The following is a 16,952-nucleotide window of genomic DNA, read 5'->3' as shown; positions in this document are numbered from 1 at the left end:
GTGAAATTTCTTTTGCAACCATGGAAAAGGAAAATGTGTTTTTTACGGAACTCATCTCAGGGGTGAATCCTCCGGGGCGGCAAGGGGGCTTGCCAGAACGGCAAAAATGAAGGATTCTCGGGGCTGTTCTGAAGGAGTTCTCATGTCGGATTGCGTGCGCTATCCCGCGCCGGGCTGCATTGTGGAGTACATGGAAGGCAACGCCCCGCAGATCGCCCTGGTCATGGAAGAGGCGGGCGGTCGCCTGCGCCTGCTGCTGCCCAACAGGCGCGAGACGCGGCTCAATGCCGCGCGCCTGCTGCCCTGGCTCGGCCCGCTGCATCCAGCCGGGCTGGGCCGGGAAGACGCTGTGCGCCTTTTGGAAAGCCACAGGAAAGCGCGGGAGGAGCAGGCCGCGGCCGTGCCGCTCATGGAGGCCTGGGAACTGGCTCAGGGCGAGGTGCATGCGGCTCCGGCGCGCTGGTTTGCCGAACTCTTCGTCAGCGGGCCGGATGCCGATGTGGTGGCCGCCTACGGCCGCGCCCTGCTGGCCTGCAAGAGCCATTTTCGTTTTCAGCCGCCGGATTTCCAGGTTTTTCCGGCTGAAATGGTGGAAAAACGCCTGGCCGAGCAGAAAAGCCAGCAGCAGCGCGAGGCCCTGATCACGGGGGGCGTGGCCTTTTTCCGGATGCTCTGGGACGTGGCCTGCAAAAAGCGCGTTTTGCCGCCGCGGCCCGAGGCAGGGAGCGAAAACGCGACCGAATGGCCCGCGCCGGATATTGCGGCCCGGCTCAAGGATGTGTTGCTGGCCCGGATGCGCGATCCGGAAAGCCAGGAGCATGAGGCCCTCTGGCGCATGCTTGCCAAGGGCCTGCCCGACGTGCCGCATCTGCCCCTGCAACTGCTGATGGCCTGGGGCGAGTTGCCGCCGCATTATAATTTCTGGCTGGACCGGGCGGACTACGCGCCCGGCGACGCGTGGTGGCAGCCCCATGCCGGGGAAGTAAACGCCCTGCTGCGCGCCGCGGCGGAAGCCTGCGCGCCGTCTGCCGACACGAAACTGCCGGTGTGCGATCTGCCCTTCATCAGCATCGACAGCGCCAGCACCCGCGACGTGGACGACGCCTTTTACGTCGAGGCCGACGGCGCGGGCTTCAGCCTGACGCTGGCCCTGGCCTGCCCGGCGCTGTTCTGGCCCTTCGGGGGCTTGTTGGACAAGGCCGTGCTGCACCGGGGCACGAGCATTTATCTGCCGGAAGGCAATTGCCACATGCTGCCCGAAATTCTGGGTACCCGGGCGTTCTCCCTGCTGGCCGGAGAGCCGCGCCCGGCGCTCTGCGTGCGCGTGGGCATTGACGCCGCGGGCAAAGCCGGCGCTTGCGAGATCTTCACGGCGCGCGCGCGGCTGGCCGCCAACCTGACGTACAAGGACAGCCAGGCCGTGCTGGACGCGCAGGCAGCGGGCGCGGGCGCTCTGCCGGACAATCCGGCCGCGCCGCATGCCGCCCTGCTGCGTCTGGGGCTGGCTCTGGCCCGCGCGCGGCAGAAAACAAGGATAGCTGCCGGAGCCGTGATCATGGACCGGCCCGATCCGATCATCAGATTACAGGGCGAGGGCGCTGCAACAAGCGTGGACATAGAATCCGACGTCCCGACCCCGGATGCCCAGATGCTGGTCGCGGAAATGATGATTCTGGCCAGCGCGGCCGTGGCCCAATGGGCCCATGAGCACGGCCTGCCCATGCTGCACCGCGTGCAGGACGTGGCCTTGCCCAGGGAATACGCGGGCGTCTGGACCGCGCCCCAGGACATGAGCCGGATCATGCGCGCGCTCATACCCTCGGGTCTGGAAGTCCAGGCCCGGCCGCACGCGGCTTTGGGTCTGGCGCGCTATACGCCCGTGACCTCGCCCCTGCGCCGCTACCCGGATCTTGTCAATGAGGCCCAGGTGGTGCATTTTCTGCGCACGGGCACGCCCTTCAGGGACGCGGTCGCGCTGGCGGATCTGCTGGCCGCGCTTTTGCCCGCGCTGGACGCTGCCGGGCAGGTGCAGCGCTTCCGTCCGCGCTACTGGAAGCTGCTCTATTTCCGCCAGAAGGGGGATAAGGTCTGGTGGCCCGGCGTGATCACCGAGGAAAACGATACTTTCGTCAGCGTGAGCCTGCCGGAGCAGGGAATGTTCGTGCGCGGCAAGCGGCGCCTGTTCGACGAGCGCGCCTGCCCCGGCATGGCCGTGACGGTGCGCCTCGGCAAGGTGCAGCCGCTGTATAACGAGATACAGATTATGGAAGCGGCCACGGTGGACTAGAGCATTTTCTCTTTGAAAATGCTCTGCTGACGCGAAAGCGGCAGCCGCCGCAACGCGGCGTACATTCAGGCGAAAACCGCGTTTTTCGCCTGAATGCCACCTTTGACTTTCATAAAAAGTCAAAGGTAATCTGCTCTAAATGGGGCGCTTTTTGCCGGAGCGCCGCGGCAAATGCCGTGTTTCCTCGCCACGGGAAACGGCGGAAGCGTGCATGCGGCCTGTTTCAAGGGGGGAAAAACATGCTTGTGCAAGCACTCTGGATAGCGGTGGCCTATGTGCTGGGTTCCGCGCCCTGGGGGCTGGTCATCGCCAAAACCTTTTGCGGTGTGGACCCCCGCACTGACGGCAGCCGCAGCACGGGAGCCACGAATGTTTCCCGGCTTTGCGGCTTCGGCTGGGGCGTGGCCACCCTGCTGTGCGACGTGCTCAAGGGCGCGCTGCCCGTCTGGATTGCCCTGCGCATAAACCCGGCCCCGCTGTTCGTGTCGGCTGTGGGTCTGGCCTGCGTGCTGGGGCATGTCTTTTCCTGCTTCATGAAATTCAGGGGCGGCAAGGCCGTGGCCACCGGCATCGGCGTCTTTCTGCCCCTGGCGTTCTGGCAACTGCTGGTCGCCTCGGCACTCTGCCTGCTGGTGATCTGGCGCAGCGGCTATGTTTCTCTGGGTTCCCTGACCCTGGTCACGGCTCTGCCGCTGCTCCTGCTGTGCGGCGCGACCTGGGACTGGCTGCCCCTGAGCCTGGGCGTCTGGGCCCTGGTGCTCTGGAAGCACCGTGAAAATATCCGACGCTTGCGCGCGGGCACGGAAAAGCCCTGGCTGAAAAGCAGAAACTGAAACCGTTTTTCCGGCAAAAGAAGCCCCTTGATCCGGCATCGACCTCTGGAGGAAGCCTGTATGTCCCACACTGATTTTCCGTCCTATCGCGGCCGCATGGAATATGTCTGCCTGGAGTGCGGGGGGCGCTACCCCGGCGACAGCCTGTTGTACACCTGCCCGCAGTGCGGCAATGTTTTTCTGCTGGAGAATCTGGATTTTTCACGCCTGAAAGAGCGCAGCGGCGCGGCCTGGCGGGAACTGTTCGACGCCCGCGCCGCAACGCCGGTCACGGCGCTCAGGGGCATTTTCCGCTACTACGAGTTATTGGCTCCCTTGCTGGAGGAAGAAGATATCGTGTATCTGGGCGAAGGCCAGACTCCCATTGTGGAGGCCGCGCCCGCCCTGCGCGACACGGTGGGCCTGCCCTTCGCCTACAAGAATGACGGGCAGAACCCCAGCGCGTCCTTCAAGGATCGCGGCATGGCCTGCGCCTTCAGCTATCTCAAATGGCTCTGCCGCCGCCACAACTGGGATGAGGTCCTGACTGTCTGCGCTTCCACGGGCGACACGTCTGCCGCAGCGGCCCTGTATGCTGCCTATGTGGGCGCGCCGCTCAAATCCGTTGTGCTTTTGCCGCACGGCAAGGTCACGCCCCAGCAGCTCTCGCAGCCCCTGGGCAGCGGGGCAACCGTGCTGGAACTGCCCGGCGTGTTTGACGACTGCATGAAAGTGGTGGAGCATCTGGCGGAACACTACCGGGTGGCCCTGCTCAATTCCAAGAACAGCTGGCGCATTCTGGGCCAGGAATCCTATGCCTGTGAAGTGGCCCAATGGTACGGCTGGAATGTGGCCGATCTCTGCCTTTTTGTGCCCATCGGCAATGCGGGCAACGTCACGGCGATCATGTCCGGCCTGTTGAAAATGCTGGATCTGGGCATCATCACTGCGCTGCCGCGCGTCTTTGGCGTGCAGTCGGAGCACGCGGACCCGGTGTATCGTTATTATGCCGCGCCCGAAAACTCCCGTCACTGGCAAGCCGTGACGGTCGCGCCCAGTGTGGCCCAGGCCGCCATGATCGGCAATCCGGTCTCCTTCCCGCGCGTGCGGCGGCTGGCCCGGCGTTTTATGGAAGCGGGCGGCGAAAAGGCCTTCCAGGTGATACGTGTCACGGAGCAACAAATCATGGACGCCATGATCCGGGCCAACCGCCACGGCCATATTACCTGCACGCAGGGCGGCGAATGTCTGGCCGGGCTGCTCAACGCCAAAGCGTTGGGCCTGATCTCGTCGCACGAGCACGCCGTGTTGGACGCCACGGCCCACAGCCTGAAGTTCGCGGGCTTTCAGGACATGTATTTCAACGACAGCTTCCCGCCGGACTACGGCATTACGCCGGACAAAAGCCTGGCCAACCGGCCCGAGCTCCTGTTGCCGGAGAGCGCCCGGCAAGGGCGGGACACGGCCGAGTTCGCCCGCCTGGGGGCCGAGGCCGTTGTGAACCGCCTCGCATTAAAGAAAAAATAAGCGTGCCTGCCCCGGCGCGTAACGGCGCAAGGGAATTTCGCCTGCGCCTACGCGGCGCGCAGAAAATCCCAGGCAAAACAGATCGCGTCCACAGTGATTGCCTCGCAGAGGTGCGGGGGATCGTCCTTGCGAAAGCCGCCGGGCCGCAGTTGGCGGCAAGTGATGCCGCCAAAGCGTTGTTGAAAGGCCGTGGCATACTGCCCGCAGAGGCTGACAATTTCCTTGTCGGTTTTGCCCGATGCCGCGCCCCGGATGCCCAGAAAAAGCAGCGCGCCTTCCAGCAGGCCGCATTGACCTCCCATGCGCCCCGCGCCGTTCAGGCCCACGGCCGCCTGCGAAATCTGGGGGTGCAGGGGCAGGCGGCACAGCTGGCTCAGGCAAAACAGCGTGGTGCGCGCGCAGTTGATGTCCTTGTCCCAATAGCAGTGATGCACCCAGTCCGTGATTTGTTCGCGTGCGTCCATCTTTTCCTCACAGTCCAAGCAAGTGTTTCCAGCGCGGCAGGGCCGGGTCCAGATCCAGGTAGTCCGGCGGCAGATCCAGGGGCGCGGCGGCCGCCAGGGCCTGCCGCACGTCTTGCAGCGTGCCCGTGCGCGGCAGATGGGGCACGTCCTGCAACGGGCAGAGATCAAAGTCGTCCACGGGCAACATGACCATGACCGGCAGGCCCTTGAGCGCGGCCTCCAGAGCCACGGTGGTGGAATTGGAAGCCCAGACCAGAACGCCGGGCCGCAATTCCCCGGCAATGGCTCCGTCAGCCAGGCGCACTTCCCCGGCTCTGCGGCCCAGCAGGGCGCGCAGCCGTTCCCGCACCGGCAGGTAGGGATGCGGCTTGACCGCCAGCTCATAGCCGTCCAGCAGGCCCGCATGCAGGGCGCGGGCCAGCAGGGCCAGGTGGGCCTCTGTCTCGTCCCTGAAAAAGCTGGTCACAACCAGAAGGCGGCGTGGCGGCAGGGCAGGTTCCTTTGTGGCGGACGTATGCGCCAGATAGAGATAGCGCAGGGCTTCCACCTGGCCAAGGCGCTGGGGCGGCATGCCCGCCTCCAGCCATTGGCGGCAGGCGGATTGACCGTTGCCCCGGATCAGATCCGGCTGGAACAGCGCGCAATCCGCGGCGCTGAAGGTGCGCGGATCGTCAAAATAGCGAAAGTCCGTGGGCCGGATCACCGAATGCTGCGCGCCGTAGACAGGGCCCAGGCGGGCGTCGTGGACGGTCTGGGTCAGCATCCGCTCCCAGGGGCAGTTTTCCAGGGGAAAAAGCGTCCAGCGCTGCGGCCCGGCGCACTGCGCATAGCTTTTGAAGGCCCGGTATTGCAGGCAGCGCTCCAAACCGCGCCAGCCCCGGAAGGATTCCGCCCAGCAGGGCCCGAGGTACTCCCAGAAATTGAGCCGCGAACCGGCAAAGCAAAAGGCCGGACGGACTTTTTTCTGCAAGCGCAGGCTTGACAGGCTGAGGCGCAGATGCCGCCGGAGCGCGGCCCAGAGATCCCTGTGGCGCAGAAATTCCTCCAGATAATGAAAGGACGCGCCATCCCTGCGCTCCTGGCGGAAGCGATCGCGCAGGCGCAGGCATTGCCGGAAAGAAAGCTGCGGCGCGGGAAAACGAATGAACAGCCAGCGCACGAACTGCCCTTGCGGGCCGCCTTCGCGTCGGGCCGCGGCCTCCAGCGCGTCATGCAGGCTTTCCCAGTAGCGGGAGCGAAAACGCCCGAGCTCCGCGGCGCGCATGTCCACATTGGGAAAATAGCTGACAATGGTGGCCGGGGATTCCGCGCCAGAGGGCAGAGGGGGTGTGCCGCTCCAGGGCAGCTTGCGCCGGACGGTCCACCACCAGTGGACATAGCGGGCCGCGGCCCTGAGCGGCGCGGGGCAGGCCGCATACAGCCGCCTGAGCGGGCTTTGCGCGGCTTTGCGACCGCTGCCCGGCTCATGAAACTCCACGAACAGGCGGCCCGAGGCCGCGCAGAATGCGGCCAGGGTCTGCCGCAACAGCGCGTCGCCCCCGCAGAGTCGCAAGGCCGTGAAGCCTTCGGCATCCATAAGGCGCTCCAGGGCCCGCAATTTATACACGGCGTAGAGATTGGGCGTCATTTTGGGGTGGCGCTCGTAGAGCAGGGAGCACCACCACATGGAAAGATTTTCTCCGGCCTTGAGCCGCTCCTGCACCTCGCGCCCGCCCACGCGCAAGCGGCCCAGATCATAGGCCCAGGCCATGTGCTCGGCGCGGATCTGCGCCAGCTCGGCATACAGCCGGGCGGGCAGCGAGATGCCGCCTTCGGGCGCGTCCCACCTGTTCCAGCAGGCCACCACACGCGCGGTTTCCTCGGCCCCGGACGCCCGCCGGGAGCCTGTCTGTTCCAGATCCGCGGGCAGCGTGGCTCTGTCCGCCAGAAGAATCAGTTCCTTCATGCCTGTGCCTCGTGTTGCAATTGTCCCGTCAGGCAAAAATTTCACACCTCCCGGCACGACGCGAGGATGTGGGCAATGGCCGGGCCCAGGGGCGGCCTGAGCACGCCCCGCTCGGTGATGATCCCGGCGATCAGGGCGGCCGGGGTCACGTCAAAGGCAAAGTTGCAGACCGGCACGCTCTCCGGGCAGATGCGCCGCCCGCCTATATGCGTCACTTCGCTTGCCGGGCGCTCTTCAATGGGGATGGCCGCGCCGTTGGCGGTCGCCGGGTCAATGGTCGAAAGCGGCGCGGCCACATAAAAGGGAATCCCAAAATGCCGCGCCAGGATCGCCACGCCCAGGGTGCCGATTTTATTGGCAGCGTCGCCGTTGGCCGCAATGCGATCCGCGCCCACTACCACGCGTTGCACCAGGCCCTTTTGCATCAGCAGGGCGCAGGCATTGTCGCAGGCCACGCGGACCGGGATGTTGTCGCGGGCCAGCTCCCAGGCCGTGAGCCGCGCGCCCTGTAAAAAAGGCCGGGTCTCATCGGCAATGACCCGGATACGTTTGCCCTGTTCCACGGCGGCGCGTATCACCCCCAGGGCCGTGCCGTATCCGGCTGTGGCCAGGGCTCCGGCATTGCAGTGAGTGAGCACGCTGTCGCCGTCCTGGAGGCAGTCCGCGCCGAAACGGCCCAGAGCCTTGCAGGCGGCCACGTCTTCCTCCTGTATGCGCCTGGCCTCGTCAAGAAACAGGGCCAGGAGGGCCGGTTGATCGGCGTCTTGGCGCGCCCGCCACAAGCCGCGCAGGCGATCCACGGCCCAGCGCAGATTGACGGCCGTGGGGCGGGCCCGGGCGAGAGCTTCCAGGCCGATTTTCAGACGATCCCGCCAGTCCGGGCCATTCCCGGCCCCGGCCGCGGCCAGCGCGCAGCCCCAGGCAGCGGTGACGCCAATGGCCGGGGCACCGCGCACCACCATGTTTTGCAGAGCGGCAATCACATCCTGTACTGTGCGGCAGGCCACATGAACCTCCTGCCCGGGCAAAAGGCGCTGATCCAGCAGATGCAAGGTGAGCGCCTCGGGATCAAAACGAATGTGATCGTCCATGCAAGCTCCTGTTTACATTGCATTTGCAGAGCGTTTCGCTAATTTCATTACCAAAACGCTCTGCGAACAAAAATGCGTTCCCGGCGCGCAAGCCGCCGGTAGATGTTCCGGGGGACGCCGTGGCAGGCGCTTTTTGCCAATACATGACAATGCCCTGAATTGCAAAAGCGGCGGCAAGCGTGCGGCGGTTCCGGCAAATTCCTTTACAAGAAGGCGCAGAGCCGTCTATGCTGCTCCATGCCGCGCGCCGAGCGCGCTTTCCCCGGCCCTGATCCGAGCAAGGAGAGGAGAGGATGGAAGAGTTTTCGCGTATCCAGCGTCTGCCCCCGTATGTGTTCGCGGTTGTCGGCGAACTGAAGATGCGGCTGCGTCGCCAGAATGTCGACATTGTGGATTTCAGCATGGGCAATCCGGATATTCCCACGCCCGCGCCCATTGTGGAAAAACTGGTCGAGGCGGCCCAAAAGCCCGTGAATCACCGTTACTCGCTCTCCAGGGGCATCCCCAACCTGCGCAAGGCGATCTGCGATCGCTATGCCCGGCTCTATGGCGTGGAGCTGGATCCGGAAAGCGAGGCCATTGTGACCATGGGTTCCAAGGAGGGCCTTGCGCACCTTTCCCTGGCCATGCTTTCGCCCGGGGATGTGGTTCTGGCGCCGGACCCCACCTATCCCATTCACAAATACGCGCCGGTCATCGCGGGCGGCGACGTGCGCAGCGTGCCCATCGGGCCCGGGCGCGATTTTTTTGAGGATCTCACGGCCGCCACGCGGCAGGCGTGGCCCAAGCCCAAGATTCTTTTTTTGTGCTATCCGCACAATCCCACCACGGAAGTGACGGATTTGGCCTTTTTTCAGAAGGTGGCGGATTTCGCCAGAGAAAACGGCCTGTGGGTCATTCACGATCTGGCCTATGCGGATTTGGTTTTTGACGGCTACAAAGCGCCCAGCTTTTTGCAGGCCAAAGGGGCCAGGGATGTGGGCGTGGAATTTTACACCCTGTCCAAAAGCTATTCCATGCCCGGCTGGCGGGTGGGCTTCTGCCTGGGCAACAAGCGTCTGGTGCACGCCCTGGCCCGGATCAAGAGCTATCTGGATTACGGCATCTTCCAGCCGATTCAGATCGCCTCCACCGTGGCCCTCAACGGGCCTGACCACTGCGTGCAGGAGATTTGCGACATTTACCGCGAGCGCCGCGACCGGCTCATTGAGGGCCTGAAGCGCATCGGCTGGGAGGTGCCCGCGCCCAGGGCCACCATGTTTGTCTGGGCGCGGATTCCCGAAGCTTTTCGCAAAATGGGCTCCGTGGAATTTTCCAAGCTGCTGCTGACCGAGGCGCATGTGGCCGTGTCGCCGGGCCTGGGCTTCGGCTCCTGCGGCGACGAGTATGTGCGCTTCGCGCTTATTGAAAACGAACATCGCACCCGGCAGGCCGTGAGCAATATGCGCCGCCTGCTCTCGGGCGCGCCGGAGCAGGCATGAGCAAAGCCAACGAAAGCAAACCCCTGGTGGCCGGCCTGGCCGGTTTCGGCACGGTGGGCGGCGGCCTGGCGCGCCTGCTCAAGGAAAACGCGGACATCATCCGCAGGCGCACGGGCCGCGACATCGTGGTCAGGCGCGTGCTGGTGCGCGACGCGCAAAAGGCCCGCAGCGTGCCCCTGCCCGCGGGCGCGGAACTGACCACGGAGCCCGCGGCGCTCACCGACGATCCGGGCATCGACGTGCTGGTGGAGCTGATCGGCGGCATTGACCGGGCCCGCGCGCTCATCGACCGCGCCCTGGATCAGGGCAAGCACATTGTCACGGCCAACAAGGCCCTGCTGGCCGAGGAGGGTCTGGCCCTCTTTCAAAAGGCCGAGCGCAAAAAACGCATTTTACGGTATGAGGCCAGCGTGGCCGGGGCCATCCCCATTGTGCAGGCCCTGAAGGAAAGCCTGACCGGCAACCGTATTTCCTCGCTCATGGGCATTCTGAACGGCACCAGCAATTATATCCTCTCGGAAATGACCTCCAACGGCCTGGATTTCGATGTGGCCCTGAAGCAGGCGCAGGAGCTGGGCTATGCCGAGGCCGATCCCACGCTGGACATTGACGGCCATGACGCGGCGCACAAGCTGATCCTGCTGATCCGGCTGGCCTACGGGGTCAATTATCCGTATACGGCCTTGTCCGTGCGCGGCATCAGGGGCCTTTCGGGCCTGGATATCCGTCTGGCGCGCGAATTCGGCTACCGCGTCAAGCTCATCGCCCAGGTGCGCGAGGTGCCCTGCCCCGAGGCGAAAAAGGACGGCAAGGAGTGCGCGGGCGACGCCGCCGACCGCCCGGTGCGCCTGGAGGCAGGGGTTTTTCCGGCTCTGGTGCACCACACCTTTTTGCTGGCCCGCGTGGGCGGCGTGTACAATGCCGCGCGCGTGGAGGCCAATGCCGCGGGTTCGCTCTTCTTCCACGGGCGCGGGGCCGGGGATCTGCCCACTGCCGGGGCCGTGCTGGCCGACCTGATGGCCGTGGCCCGCGAGGAGCGGCCCAACAACACGGGATTTGTGGGCAGGGAACTGCCCAAGGCCGCCATTGTGCCGCCCGAGGAATGGCGCTCCTGCTATTATGTGCGGGTCATGGTCCGGGACGCGCCCGGCGTGCTGCGGGATATTTCCGGCTGCATGGCCGCCGAGGGCATCAGCGTGGCCCAGATGATCCAGAAAGCGGACGAGGGCCAGGGCGTGCCCCTGGTCTTCATGACCCATGAAACCACGGCCCGGGCCATGAGCGACGCGCTCCAGCGCGCGGTTGACGCGGGGCTGCTCAGGGAACCGGCAGTGTATTTCAGGGTGCTCTAGGGCGTTATCTGAACCCTTTGTACCACATTTGCCGGAGATTTCGGACTTTTTTCTTATCCCTTAGCCGGACAGGAATGCCCTCGCGCAATCCAATCATTTTCTTGCAATGAGAGCATTTTCAAAGAGAAAATGCTCTCATTTCATGAGCAAAACGCTCCACAGTCCGTGAGCCTCCAAAACGCGCCGATCACCCCGTGGGCGCGGAAAAGGCGGATTGTACAAAATACCCCCAGGCTGCGCGGCAGTCCGGCACCTTCTTCGTCTTCTTTGCCGCTCAGAACGAGATGCGCAAAGCGCCGGAAGTCTTGCCAGCGGCAGGAGCCTTTCATATACTGCAACACCGGTCCAGCCGCGGGCGCGCGCCCCGGCCGGCAACGCCAGACCCAAGGAGCCCCATGAGCCAGACCTCCCCTCAGAGCAGTTTCGCGGCCCTCCTGCCCCTTCTTCTCTTTCTGGGCATCTTCATCGGTACCGGCGTGGCGCTCACGGCCTCCGGCACGAGCATGGCCTTTTACCAGCTCTCGGCAACTGTGGCGATCATGCCCGCCATTGCCCTGGCCCTGCTCCAGGGGGGCGTGGGCCGGGGCCGTCTGCAGAAAAAAATCACCATCTTTCTGACCGGCGCGGGCGAGCTGAACATCATGACCATGTGCATGATCTACCTGCTGGCCGGGGGCTTTGCGGCCGTGGCCACGGCCATCGGCAGCGTGCAGGCCACGGTGAACTTCGGCTTGTCCCTGGTGCCGCCTTCCTTCATTTTGCCGGGTCTGTTCATTGTGGGCGCTTTTGTCTCCACGGCCATGGGCACCAGCATGGGCACGGTGGCGGCCATCACGCCCATTGCGCTGGGCGTGGCGGCCCAGACCAACATTGAGATCCCTCTGCTCATGGGCGTGGTTCTGGGCGGGGCCATGTTCGGCGACAATCTTTCCATGATTTCCGACACCACCATTGCCGCCACCCGCACACAGGGCTGCGAGATGGGCGACAAGTTCCGCATGAATTTCGCCATTGCCCTGCCCGCGGCCCTGCTTACGGCAGTCCTGCTCTGGCTGACCGGGGCAAACGGCACACAGGTGCAGTTGGCGGACTACAATTTCATTAAGGTTTTGCCCTATCTTACCGTGTTGATCCTGGCGCTTCTGGGGCTGAACGTCTTTGTGGTTCTGGCTGCCGGCATTGTGTTCAGCGGCGCGGTGGGGCTGCTCCTGGGCGCGGACGCGCAGACTTCCTATTCCGCCCTGCGCTGGGCCCAGGATATTTACAAGGGCTTCACCGGCATGAACGAGATATTTGTCCTTTCCATGCTGATCGGCGGTCTGGGCGAGCTGATCCGCTTTCACGGCGGCATAGCCTGGCTGCTGGAACGGGTGGACGCCCTGTCCCGCCTGCTGGCCAGGGGCAAAAAGGCCACGACCAGGGCCGGAGAATTCTGCATCGGCCTGCTGGTCAGCCTGGCGGATATTTGCACGGCCAACAACACAGTGGCCATCATCCTCACCGGGAGCATGGCCAGGGAAATCGCCGAAAAGAACGGGATCGATCCCCGCCGCAGCGCCAGCCTTCTGGATATTTTCTCCTGCGTGTTTCAGGGGCTGATCCCCTGGGCCGCGCAGCTTTTGCTGGCCGGTTCCCTGGCAAAAATCTCGCCCCTGGAAATCGCGATGAACAACTGGTACTGCATGCTTTTGGCCGTGGCCGGCGCGGCCGCCGTCATGCTCGGGCGGCCCAAGGCCCCGGCGCGGCGGTCGGCGCGGCTGCAAACGACCGGCGAGGTCTAGGCATGGCGGGCAGCACATTCGGCAAAATTCTGCGCCTGACTACGTTCGGGGAATCTCACGGGCCGGGATTGGGCGGCGTGCTGGACGGTTGCCCGGCAGGCCTGGAATTGAGCGAGGCCGACATACAGGCCGAGCTGGATCTGCGCAAGCCCGGCCAGGGGCCCACGGCCACCAAACGCAAAGAGGCCGATGCCGTGCGCCTGCTCTCCGGCGTGTTTGAGGGCCGCACCACCGGCACGCCCATTGCCTTTTATATTGCCAATGAGGATCAGCGCTCGCGTGATTACGGCAATCTGGCCGAAGTCTTCAGGCCCGGCCATGCGGACTGGGGCTATTTTCAGAAATACAAGGGCATCCGCGATTACCGGGGCGGCGGCCGTTCTTCGGGGCGTGAGACCGCCGCGCGCGTGGCGGGCGGCGCGATCGCCAAAAAAATCCTGGCGCGCCGGGGCGCGCGGATCTGCGCCGCCTGCGTGGAATTGGGCGGCATCGCCGTGCCCGAGGCCGAGCAGGATCTGGAAGGCGCGCTCCTCCGGCCCTATTTCGCAGCCTCCGACGCCGCGCCCGCCCTCTGGGATGCCGCCGTGGCCGAGGCCCGCACGGCGGGCGACACCCTGGGCGGCATAGTGCAGATCGTGGCCCGCAACATTCCGGCCGGTCTGGGCGAACCGGTTTTCGACAAGCTGGACGCCGTGCTGGCGCACGCGCTGATGAGCGTGGGCGCTGTCAAGGGCGTGGAAGTGGGCGACGGCTTTGCCGCGGCCCGGCGCACGGGTTGGCAAAACAACGATCCCCTGCTGCCCGGCCCTGACGAATCGATCCGCAGTGTCCGCTTTGCCTCCAACCACGCGGGCGGCATACTGGGCGGCATTTCCAGCGGTCAGGACATTGTGCTGCGCGCGGCGGTCAAGCCCATCGCTTCCATTGCGCGCGCGCAGCAAACCGTAAATGCGCAGGGGCGGCCCGCCACAGTGCTGGTGGGCGGCCGCCACGATCTTGCCGCCATCCCGCGCATTGTTCCCGTGCTTTCGGCCATGACCGCCCTGGCCCTGGCCGACGCCCTGCTGCTGCAAGGCCGCATGGCATACGGCGCGTGAGCCGGCAGCCCGGAAGCAGTGGCATGAGAGAGAAAGAGACGCCACGCTTTCCAGCAGGCGGACTAGAGCATTTTCTCTTTGAAAATGCTCTGCTGACGCGAAAGCGGCAGCCGCCGCAACGCGGCGTACATTCAGGCGAAAACCGCGTTTTTCGCCTGAATGCCACCTTTGACTTTCATAAAAAGTCAAAGGTAATCTGATCTAGTGTATACCTGTCTGACAGCCTTGAAATCCTTGCCCGGCGGCATTATGAGAACGAAATACTGATGCTGGCATTTTTTGACCTTTTTTTGCGCACGCCGCGTTTTGCTTTCGCGGATCTGCCGACGCAGCCGCCTGCGCGCAGAGTGCCGCTGTCCATTGAACGCCAAATGTGCGTTTCATTCCATGAAGATACGGCTCGCTACGGAGAACAGGCATAGCCACGGGGCAAAAATGAACCACAGTACTGCGGCCGGGCGCGTTGCGGCAACATGCCGCTCTCTGGCGGATCTCAAGTCCGTGGGCAAGGCCACGCTGGCGGATTTTTGCGTGCTGGGCGTGCAGAGCGTGCAAGAGCTGGCCGATACCGATCCGCGCGAGCTTTATGAGCGCCTGTGCCGCCTGAAGGGCGTCACGGTGGATATCTGCCAGTACGATGTCTTCTGCTGCGCCGTGGCCCAGGCCCGCGACCCGCATCTGCCGCCCGAGCAATGCGACTGGTTCTGGTGGTCCCGCCTGCGCAAGGCGGCCCGCAGATGAGCGATCTGCCCCTGTTGCGCGACCCGGACAGCGTTGAGCTGACCGGCACTGTGGAGCGCGTTGTCTTTCACAATGAAGAAAACGGCTATACGGTGCTGCGCCTTTTGCCGGACAAAGCCCAGCCCGGGGAGGCCAGGGTGGCGGGCGCGCCGCCGCGCTCGCTCAGCCGCGAGCCCGTGTCCTGCGTGGGGTATATGGTCAACCCCCAGGCGGGCGTGCAACTCCGGGTGAGCGGGCGCTGGGTGAACAACGTCCGCTTCGGGCGTCAGGTGGAGTTTTCCACTGCCGAGGAAATGCTGCCCGCCACCTGCGAGGGCATTCGCCTCTATCTCGGTTCCGGCCTGATCAAAGGCGTGGGCGAAGAAATGGCCGGCCGCATTGTGCAGGCTTTCGGCACGGACACTCTCCGCGTGCTGGACGAGGAACCCGAACGCCTGCTCAAAGTGCGCGGCCTGGGCCGCAAAAGCCTGTCCCGCATTCGCGAATCCTGGGCGGAGCACCGGGGTATGCGCGATCTGCTGCTCTTTCTCCAGCCGCACGGCATCACGCCGGCCTATGCGGTGCGCATCTACCGGGCCTACGGCGCGCAAGCCCTCAGCATCGTGCGCGAAAATCCTTACCGCCTGGCCATGGACATTCGCGGCATCGGTTTTCTGACCGCGGACGCGGCTGCCGCCAAACTGGGCTTTGAGCACAATCACCCCTTGCGCGTGCAGGCCGGCGCCCTCTATGTGCTGCAAAAATCCACGGATGACGGCAATGTCTATTTGCCGGAAGACAAGCTGATGGAAGCGGTGCGCGCCCAGTTGGACGTTGAGCCGGAATTGATCGCGGATGCCCTGTCGGCCCTGGAGGCGGACGAGCGCATTGTGCGCGAGGATATGGACGATCCCGAAATTCCCGGCGCAACGGAAACAGGCATCTACCTGCGCCGTTACCACCATTGCGAGGCAAAAACCGCTTTTTATCTGCAACGCCTGCTGCATTCGCCGAAATCAGTGCGCTTCACGGAGGTGGAAACGCTGCTGGAAAAAGTGGTCGGGAATCTGCCCATTGCTCTGGCCCCGGAACAACTGGAGGCCGTGCGCACGGCCGCGCGCTGCAAGATCATGGTGCTGACCGGCGGCCCGGGCACGGGCAAGACCACGATCATCAACGCGATCATCAGACTGTTCGGCGAAGCGCGGGCGCGCATCCTGCTGGCCGCGCCCACGGGCCGCGCAGCCAAGCGCATGGCGGAAACGTCCGGGCGGGAGGCCAAAACCATTCATCGCCTGCTGGAATACAGCCCCAAGGAGGACGGCTTCGCCCGCAATGAGGACAATCCCCTGGCGTGCGGGCTGCTGGTCGTGGACGAGGCCTCCATGATGGACGTGCTGCTTTTTTACCATCTGCTCAAGGCCGTGCCCCTGGGCGCGACCCTGGTTCTGGTGGGCGACGTGCACCAACTGCCTTCTGTGGGGCCGGGCAATGTGCTTGCCGACATCATTGCCTCGGGCGTGGCGCCGGTGGTGGAGCTGACCGAAATCTTCCGCCAGTCGGCTGAAAGCGAAATCATCTGCAATGCGCACCACATCAACCGCGGCGAGGTGCCTTGCCTGGAATCCAGCAGGGAGCGCCTTTCGGACTTCTATTTCATTCACCAGAATGATCCCGAAAAAGCCGCGGAGCTTATGGTGGATCTGGTGAAAAATCATATTCCCCGCCGTTTCGGCCTGGACCCGGTGAACGACATTCAGGTGCTTACGCCCATGCACAAGGGGGCCGTGGGCGCAGGCAGGATGAACGCCCGCCTGCAGGAAGCCCTGAACCCCAACGGTCTGGAAGTGCGGCGCGGCGATCGGGCCTTCCGTCTGCATGACAAGGTTATGCAGGTGCGCAATAACTATGAAAAGGATGTCTTTAACGGCGATATGGGGCGCATCGTCTTTCTTGACAGTGCCGAGCGCAGCCTGAGCGTCAGCTTTGATGAACGCATCGTGCCCTATGATTTCGACGAGCTGGATGAGCTGGCCCCGGCGTATGCCATTTCCATCCACAAATCCCAAGGCTCCGAATACCCGGCGGTGGTCATCCCGATCATGATGCAGCACTATGTGCTCTTGCAGCGCAACCTGATCTATACCGGCGTGACGCGCGGCAAAAGGCTGGTCGTGCTGGTGGGCGAGTCTCGCGCTCTGCACATGGCCGTCAAAAACAACAAGACCCGCAAACGCTATACGCGCCTTGCCCGCCGCCTGAATCCGGGCGAATGAGCTTTCCGGGCATTTCCCGAATCAAGGCATTTCCTTTCCGATAAAATCATTCTGGAAAAAGCAGCTTTTCCGGAATGTTCTCCGCGCCGCGCTTTTCTGTGCGCTTCCTGAGAGCATCT

13 protein-coding genes are annotated in these 16,952 nt (G+C 64.2%); 10 read left to right on the top strand and 3 right to left on the bottom strand.

Annotation, left to right across the window (positions count from 1 at the left end; all coding sequences use genetic code 11):
• Positions 1–142: 142 nt before the first annotated feature.
• From G7Y52_RS03540 to thrC, 3 genes are all read left to right on the top strand, one after another.
• Positions 143–2,287 carry a ribonuclease catalytic domain-containing protein gene (locus G7Y52_RS03540; RefSeq protein WP_165066161.1) on the top strand — a complete coding sequence of 715 codons (2,145 nt, stop codon included), beginning with the start codon at positions 143–145 and terminating at the stop codon, positions 2,285–2,287.
• A 239-nt stretch (positions 2,288–2,526) separates the two neighbouring features.
• On the top strand, positions 2,527–3,120 hold the full coding sequence (gene plsY / locus G7Y52_RS03535; RefSeq protein ID WP_165066158.1) for a glycerol-3-phosphate 1-O-acyltransferase PlsY: 594 nt from the start codon (positions 2,527–2,529) through the stop codon (positions 3,118–3,120).
• Positions 3,121–3,180: 60 nt separating this feature from the next.
• Positions 3,181–4,626 carry a threonine synthase gene (thrC, locus tag G7Y52_RS03530; protein WP_165066155.1) on the top strand — a complete coding sequence of 482 codons (1,446 nt, stop codon included), beginning with the start codon at positions 3,181–3,183 and terminating at the stop codon, positions 4,624–4,626.
• A 47-nt stretch (positions 4,627–4,673) separates the two neighbouring features.
• Here thrC and G7Y52_RS03525 read toward each other — a convergent pair whose 3' ends face one another.
• The 3 genes from G7Y52_RS03525 to mtnA are packed head-to-tail and all read right to left on the bottom strand — an operon-like array spanning position 4,674 to position 8,126.
• Positions 4,674–5,090, bottom strand: coding sequence for a C-GCAxxG-C-C family protein (locus tag G7Y52_RS03525; protein WP_165066152.1), 417 nt, complete (start codon positions 5,088–5,090; stop codon positions 4,674–4,676).
• A 7-nt stretch (positions 5,091–5,097) separates the two neighbouring features.
• The gene (locus G7Y52_RS03520) at positions 5,098–7,035 is read right to left on the bottom strand and encodes a TIGR04326 family surface carbohydrate biosynthesis protein (RefSeq protein ID WP_165066148.1); all 1,938 of its coding nucleotides are present in this window, start codon (positions 7,033–7,035) and stop codon (positions 5,098–5,100) included.
• Positions 7,036–7,076: 41 nt separating this feature from the next.
• The gene (gene mtnA, locus G7Y52_RS03515) at positions 7,077–8,126 is read right to left on the bottom strand and encodes an S-methyl-5-thioribose-1-phosphate isomerase (protein ID WP_165066145.1); all 1,050 of its coding nucleotides are present in this window, start codon (positions 8,124–8,126) and stop codon (positions 7,077–7,079) included.
• 293 nt (positions 8,127–8,419) lie between these two features.
• On the opposite strand from mtnA, the gene G7Y52_RS03510 reads away from it, so the two are divergent.
• The 7 genes from G7Y52_RS03510 to G7Y52_RS03480 all read left to right on the top strand — a co-directional run bounded on the left by G7Y52_RS03510 (position 8,420) and on the right by G7Y52_RS03480 (position 16,833).
• The gene (locus G7Y52_RS03510; protein WP_165066141.1) at positions 8,420–9,607 is read left to right on the top strand and encodes an aminotransferase class I/II-fold pyridoxal phosphate-dependent enzyme; all 1,188 of its coding nucleotides are present in this window, start codon (positions 8,420–8,422) and stop codon (positions 9,605–9,607) included.
• Complete coding sequence (locus G7Y52_RS03505; protein ID WP_165066138.1) at positions 9,604–10,959, top strand: homoserine dehydrogenase; 1,356 nt, start codon at positions 9,604–9,606, stop codon at positions 10,957–10,959. The genes G7Y52_RS03510 and G7Y52_RS03505 overlap by 4 nt, the downstream gene beginning before the upstream one ends.
• 395 nt (positions 10,960–11,354) lie before the next feature.
• A complete protein-coding gene (locus tag G7Y52_RS03500; protein WP_165066134.1) occupies positions 11,355–12,740 on the top strand; it encodes a Na+/H+ antiporter NhaC family protein in 1,386 nt (461 codons plus the stop codon).
• 2 nt (positions 12,741–12,742) lie between these two features.
• On the top strand, positions 12,743–13,837 hold the full coding sequence (aroC, locus tag G7Y52_RS03495) for a chorismate synthase (RefSeq protein ID WP_165066131.1): 1,095 nt from the start codon (positions 12,743–12,745) through the stop codon (positions 13,835–13,837).
• A 23-nt stretch (positions 13,838–13,860) separates the two neighbouring features.
• Positions 13,861–14,037: a hypothetical protein gene (locus G7Y52_RS03490; protein WP_165066128.1), complete on the top strand. Its 177-nt coding sequence runs from the start codon at positions 13,861–13,863 to the stop codon at positions 14,035–14,037.
• Between the two features lie 235 nt (positions 14,038–14,272).
• A complete protein-coding gene (locus tag G7Y52_RS03485; protein WP_165066125.1) occupies positions 14,273–14,578 on the top strand; it encodes a helix-hairpin-helix domain-containing protein in 306 nt (101 codons plus the stop codon).
• The gene (locus tag G7Y52_RS03480) at positions 14,575–16,833 is read left to right on the top strand and encodes an ATP-dependent RecD-like DNA helicase (RefSeq protein WP_165066121.1); all 2,259 of its coding nucleotides are present in this window, start codon (positions 14,575–14,577) and stop codon (positions 16,831–16,833) included. Before G7Y52_RS03485 ends, G7Y52_RS03480 begins: the two co-directional genes overlap by 4 nt.
• Positions 16,834–16,952 lie beyond the last annotated feature (119 nt).

The sequence above is a fragment of the Desulfovibrio sp. ZJ200 genome (assembly GCF_011039095.1).
Taxonomy (GTDB): Bacteria; Desulfobacterota; Desulfovibrionia; order Desulfovibrionales; family Desulfovibrionaceae; genus Desulfovibrio.
This window is presented reverse-complemented; position numbering and strand designations above follow the sequence as displayed.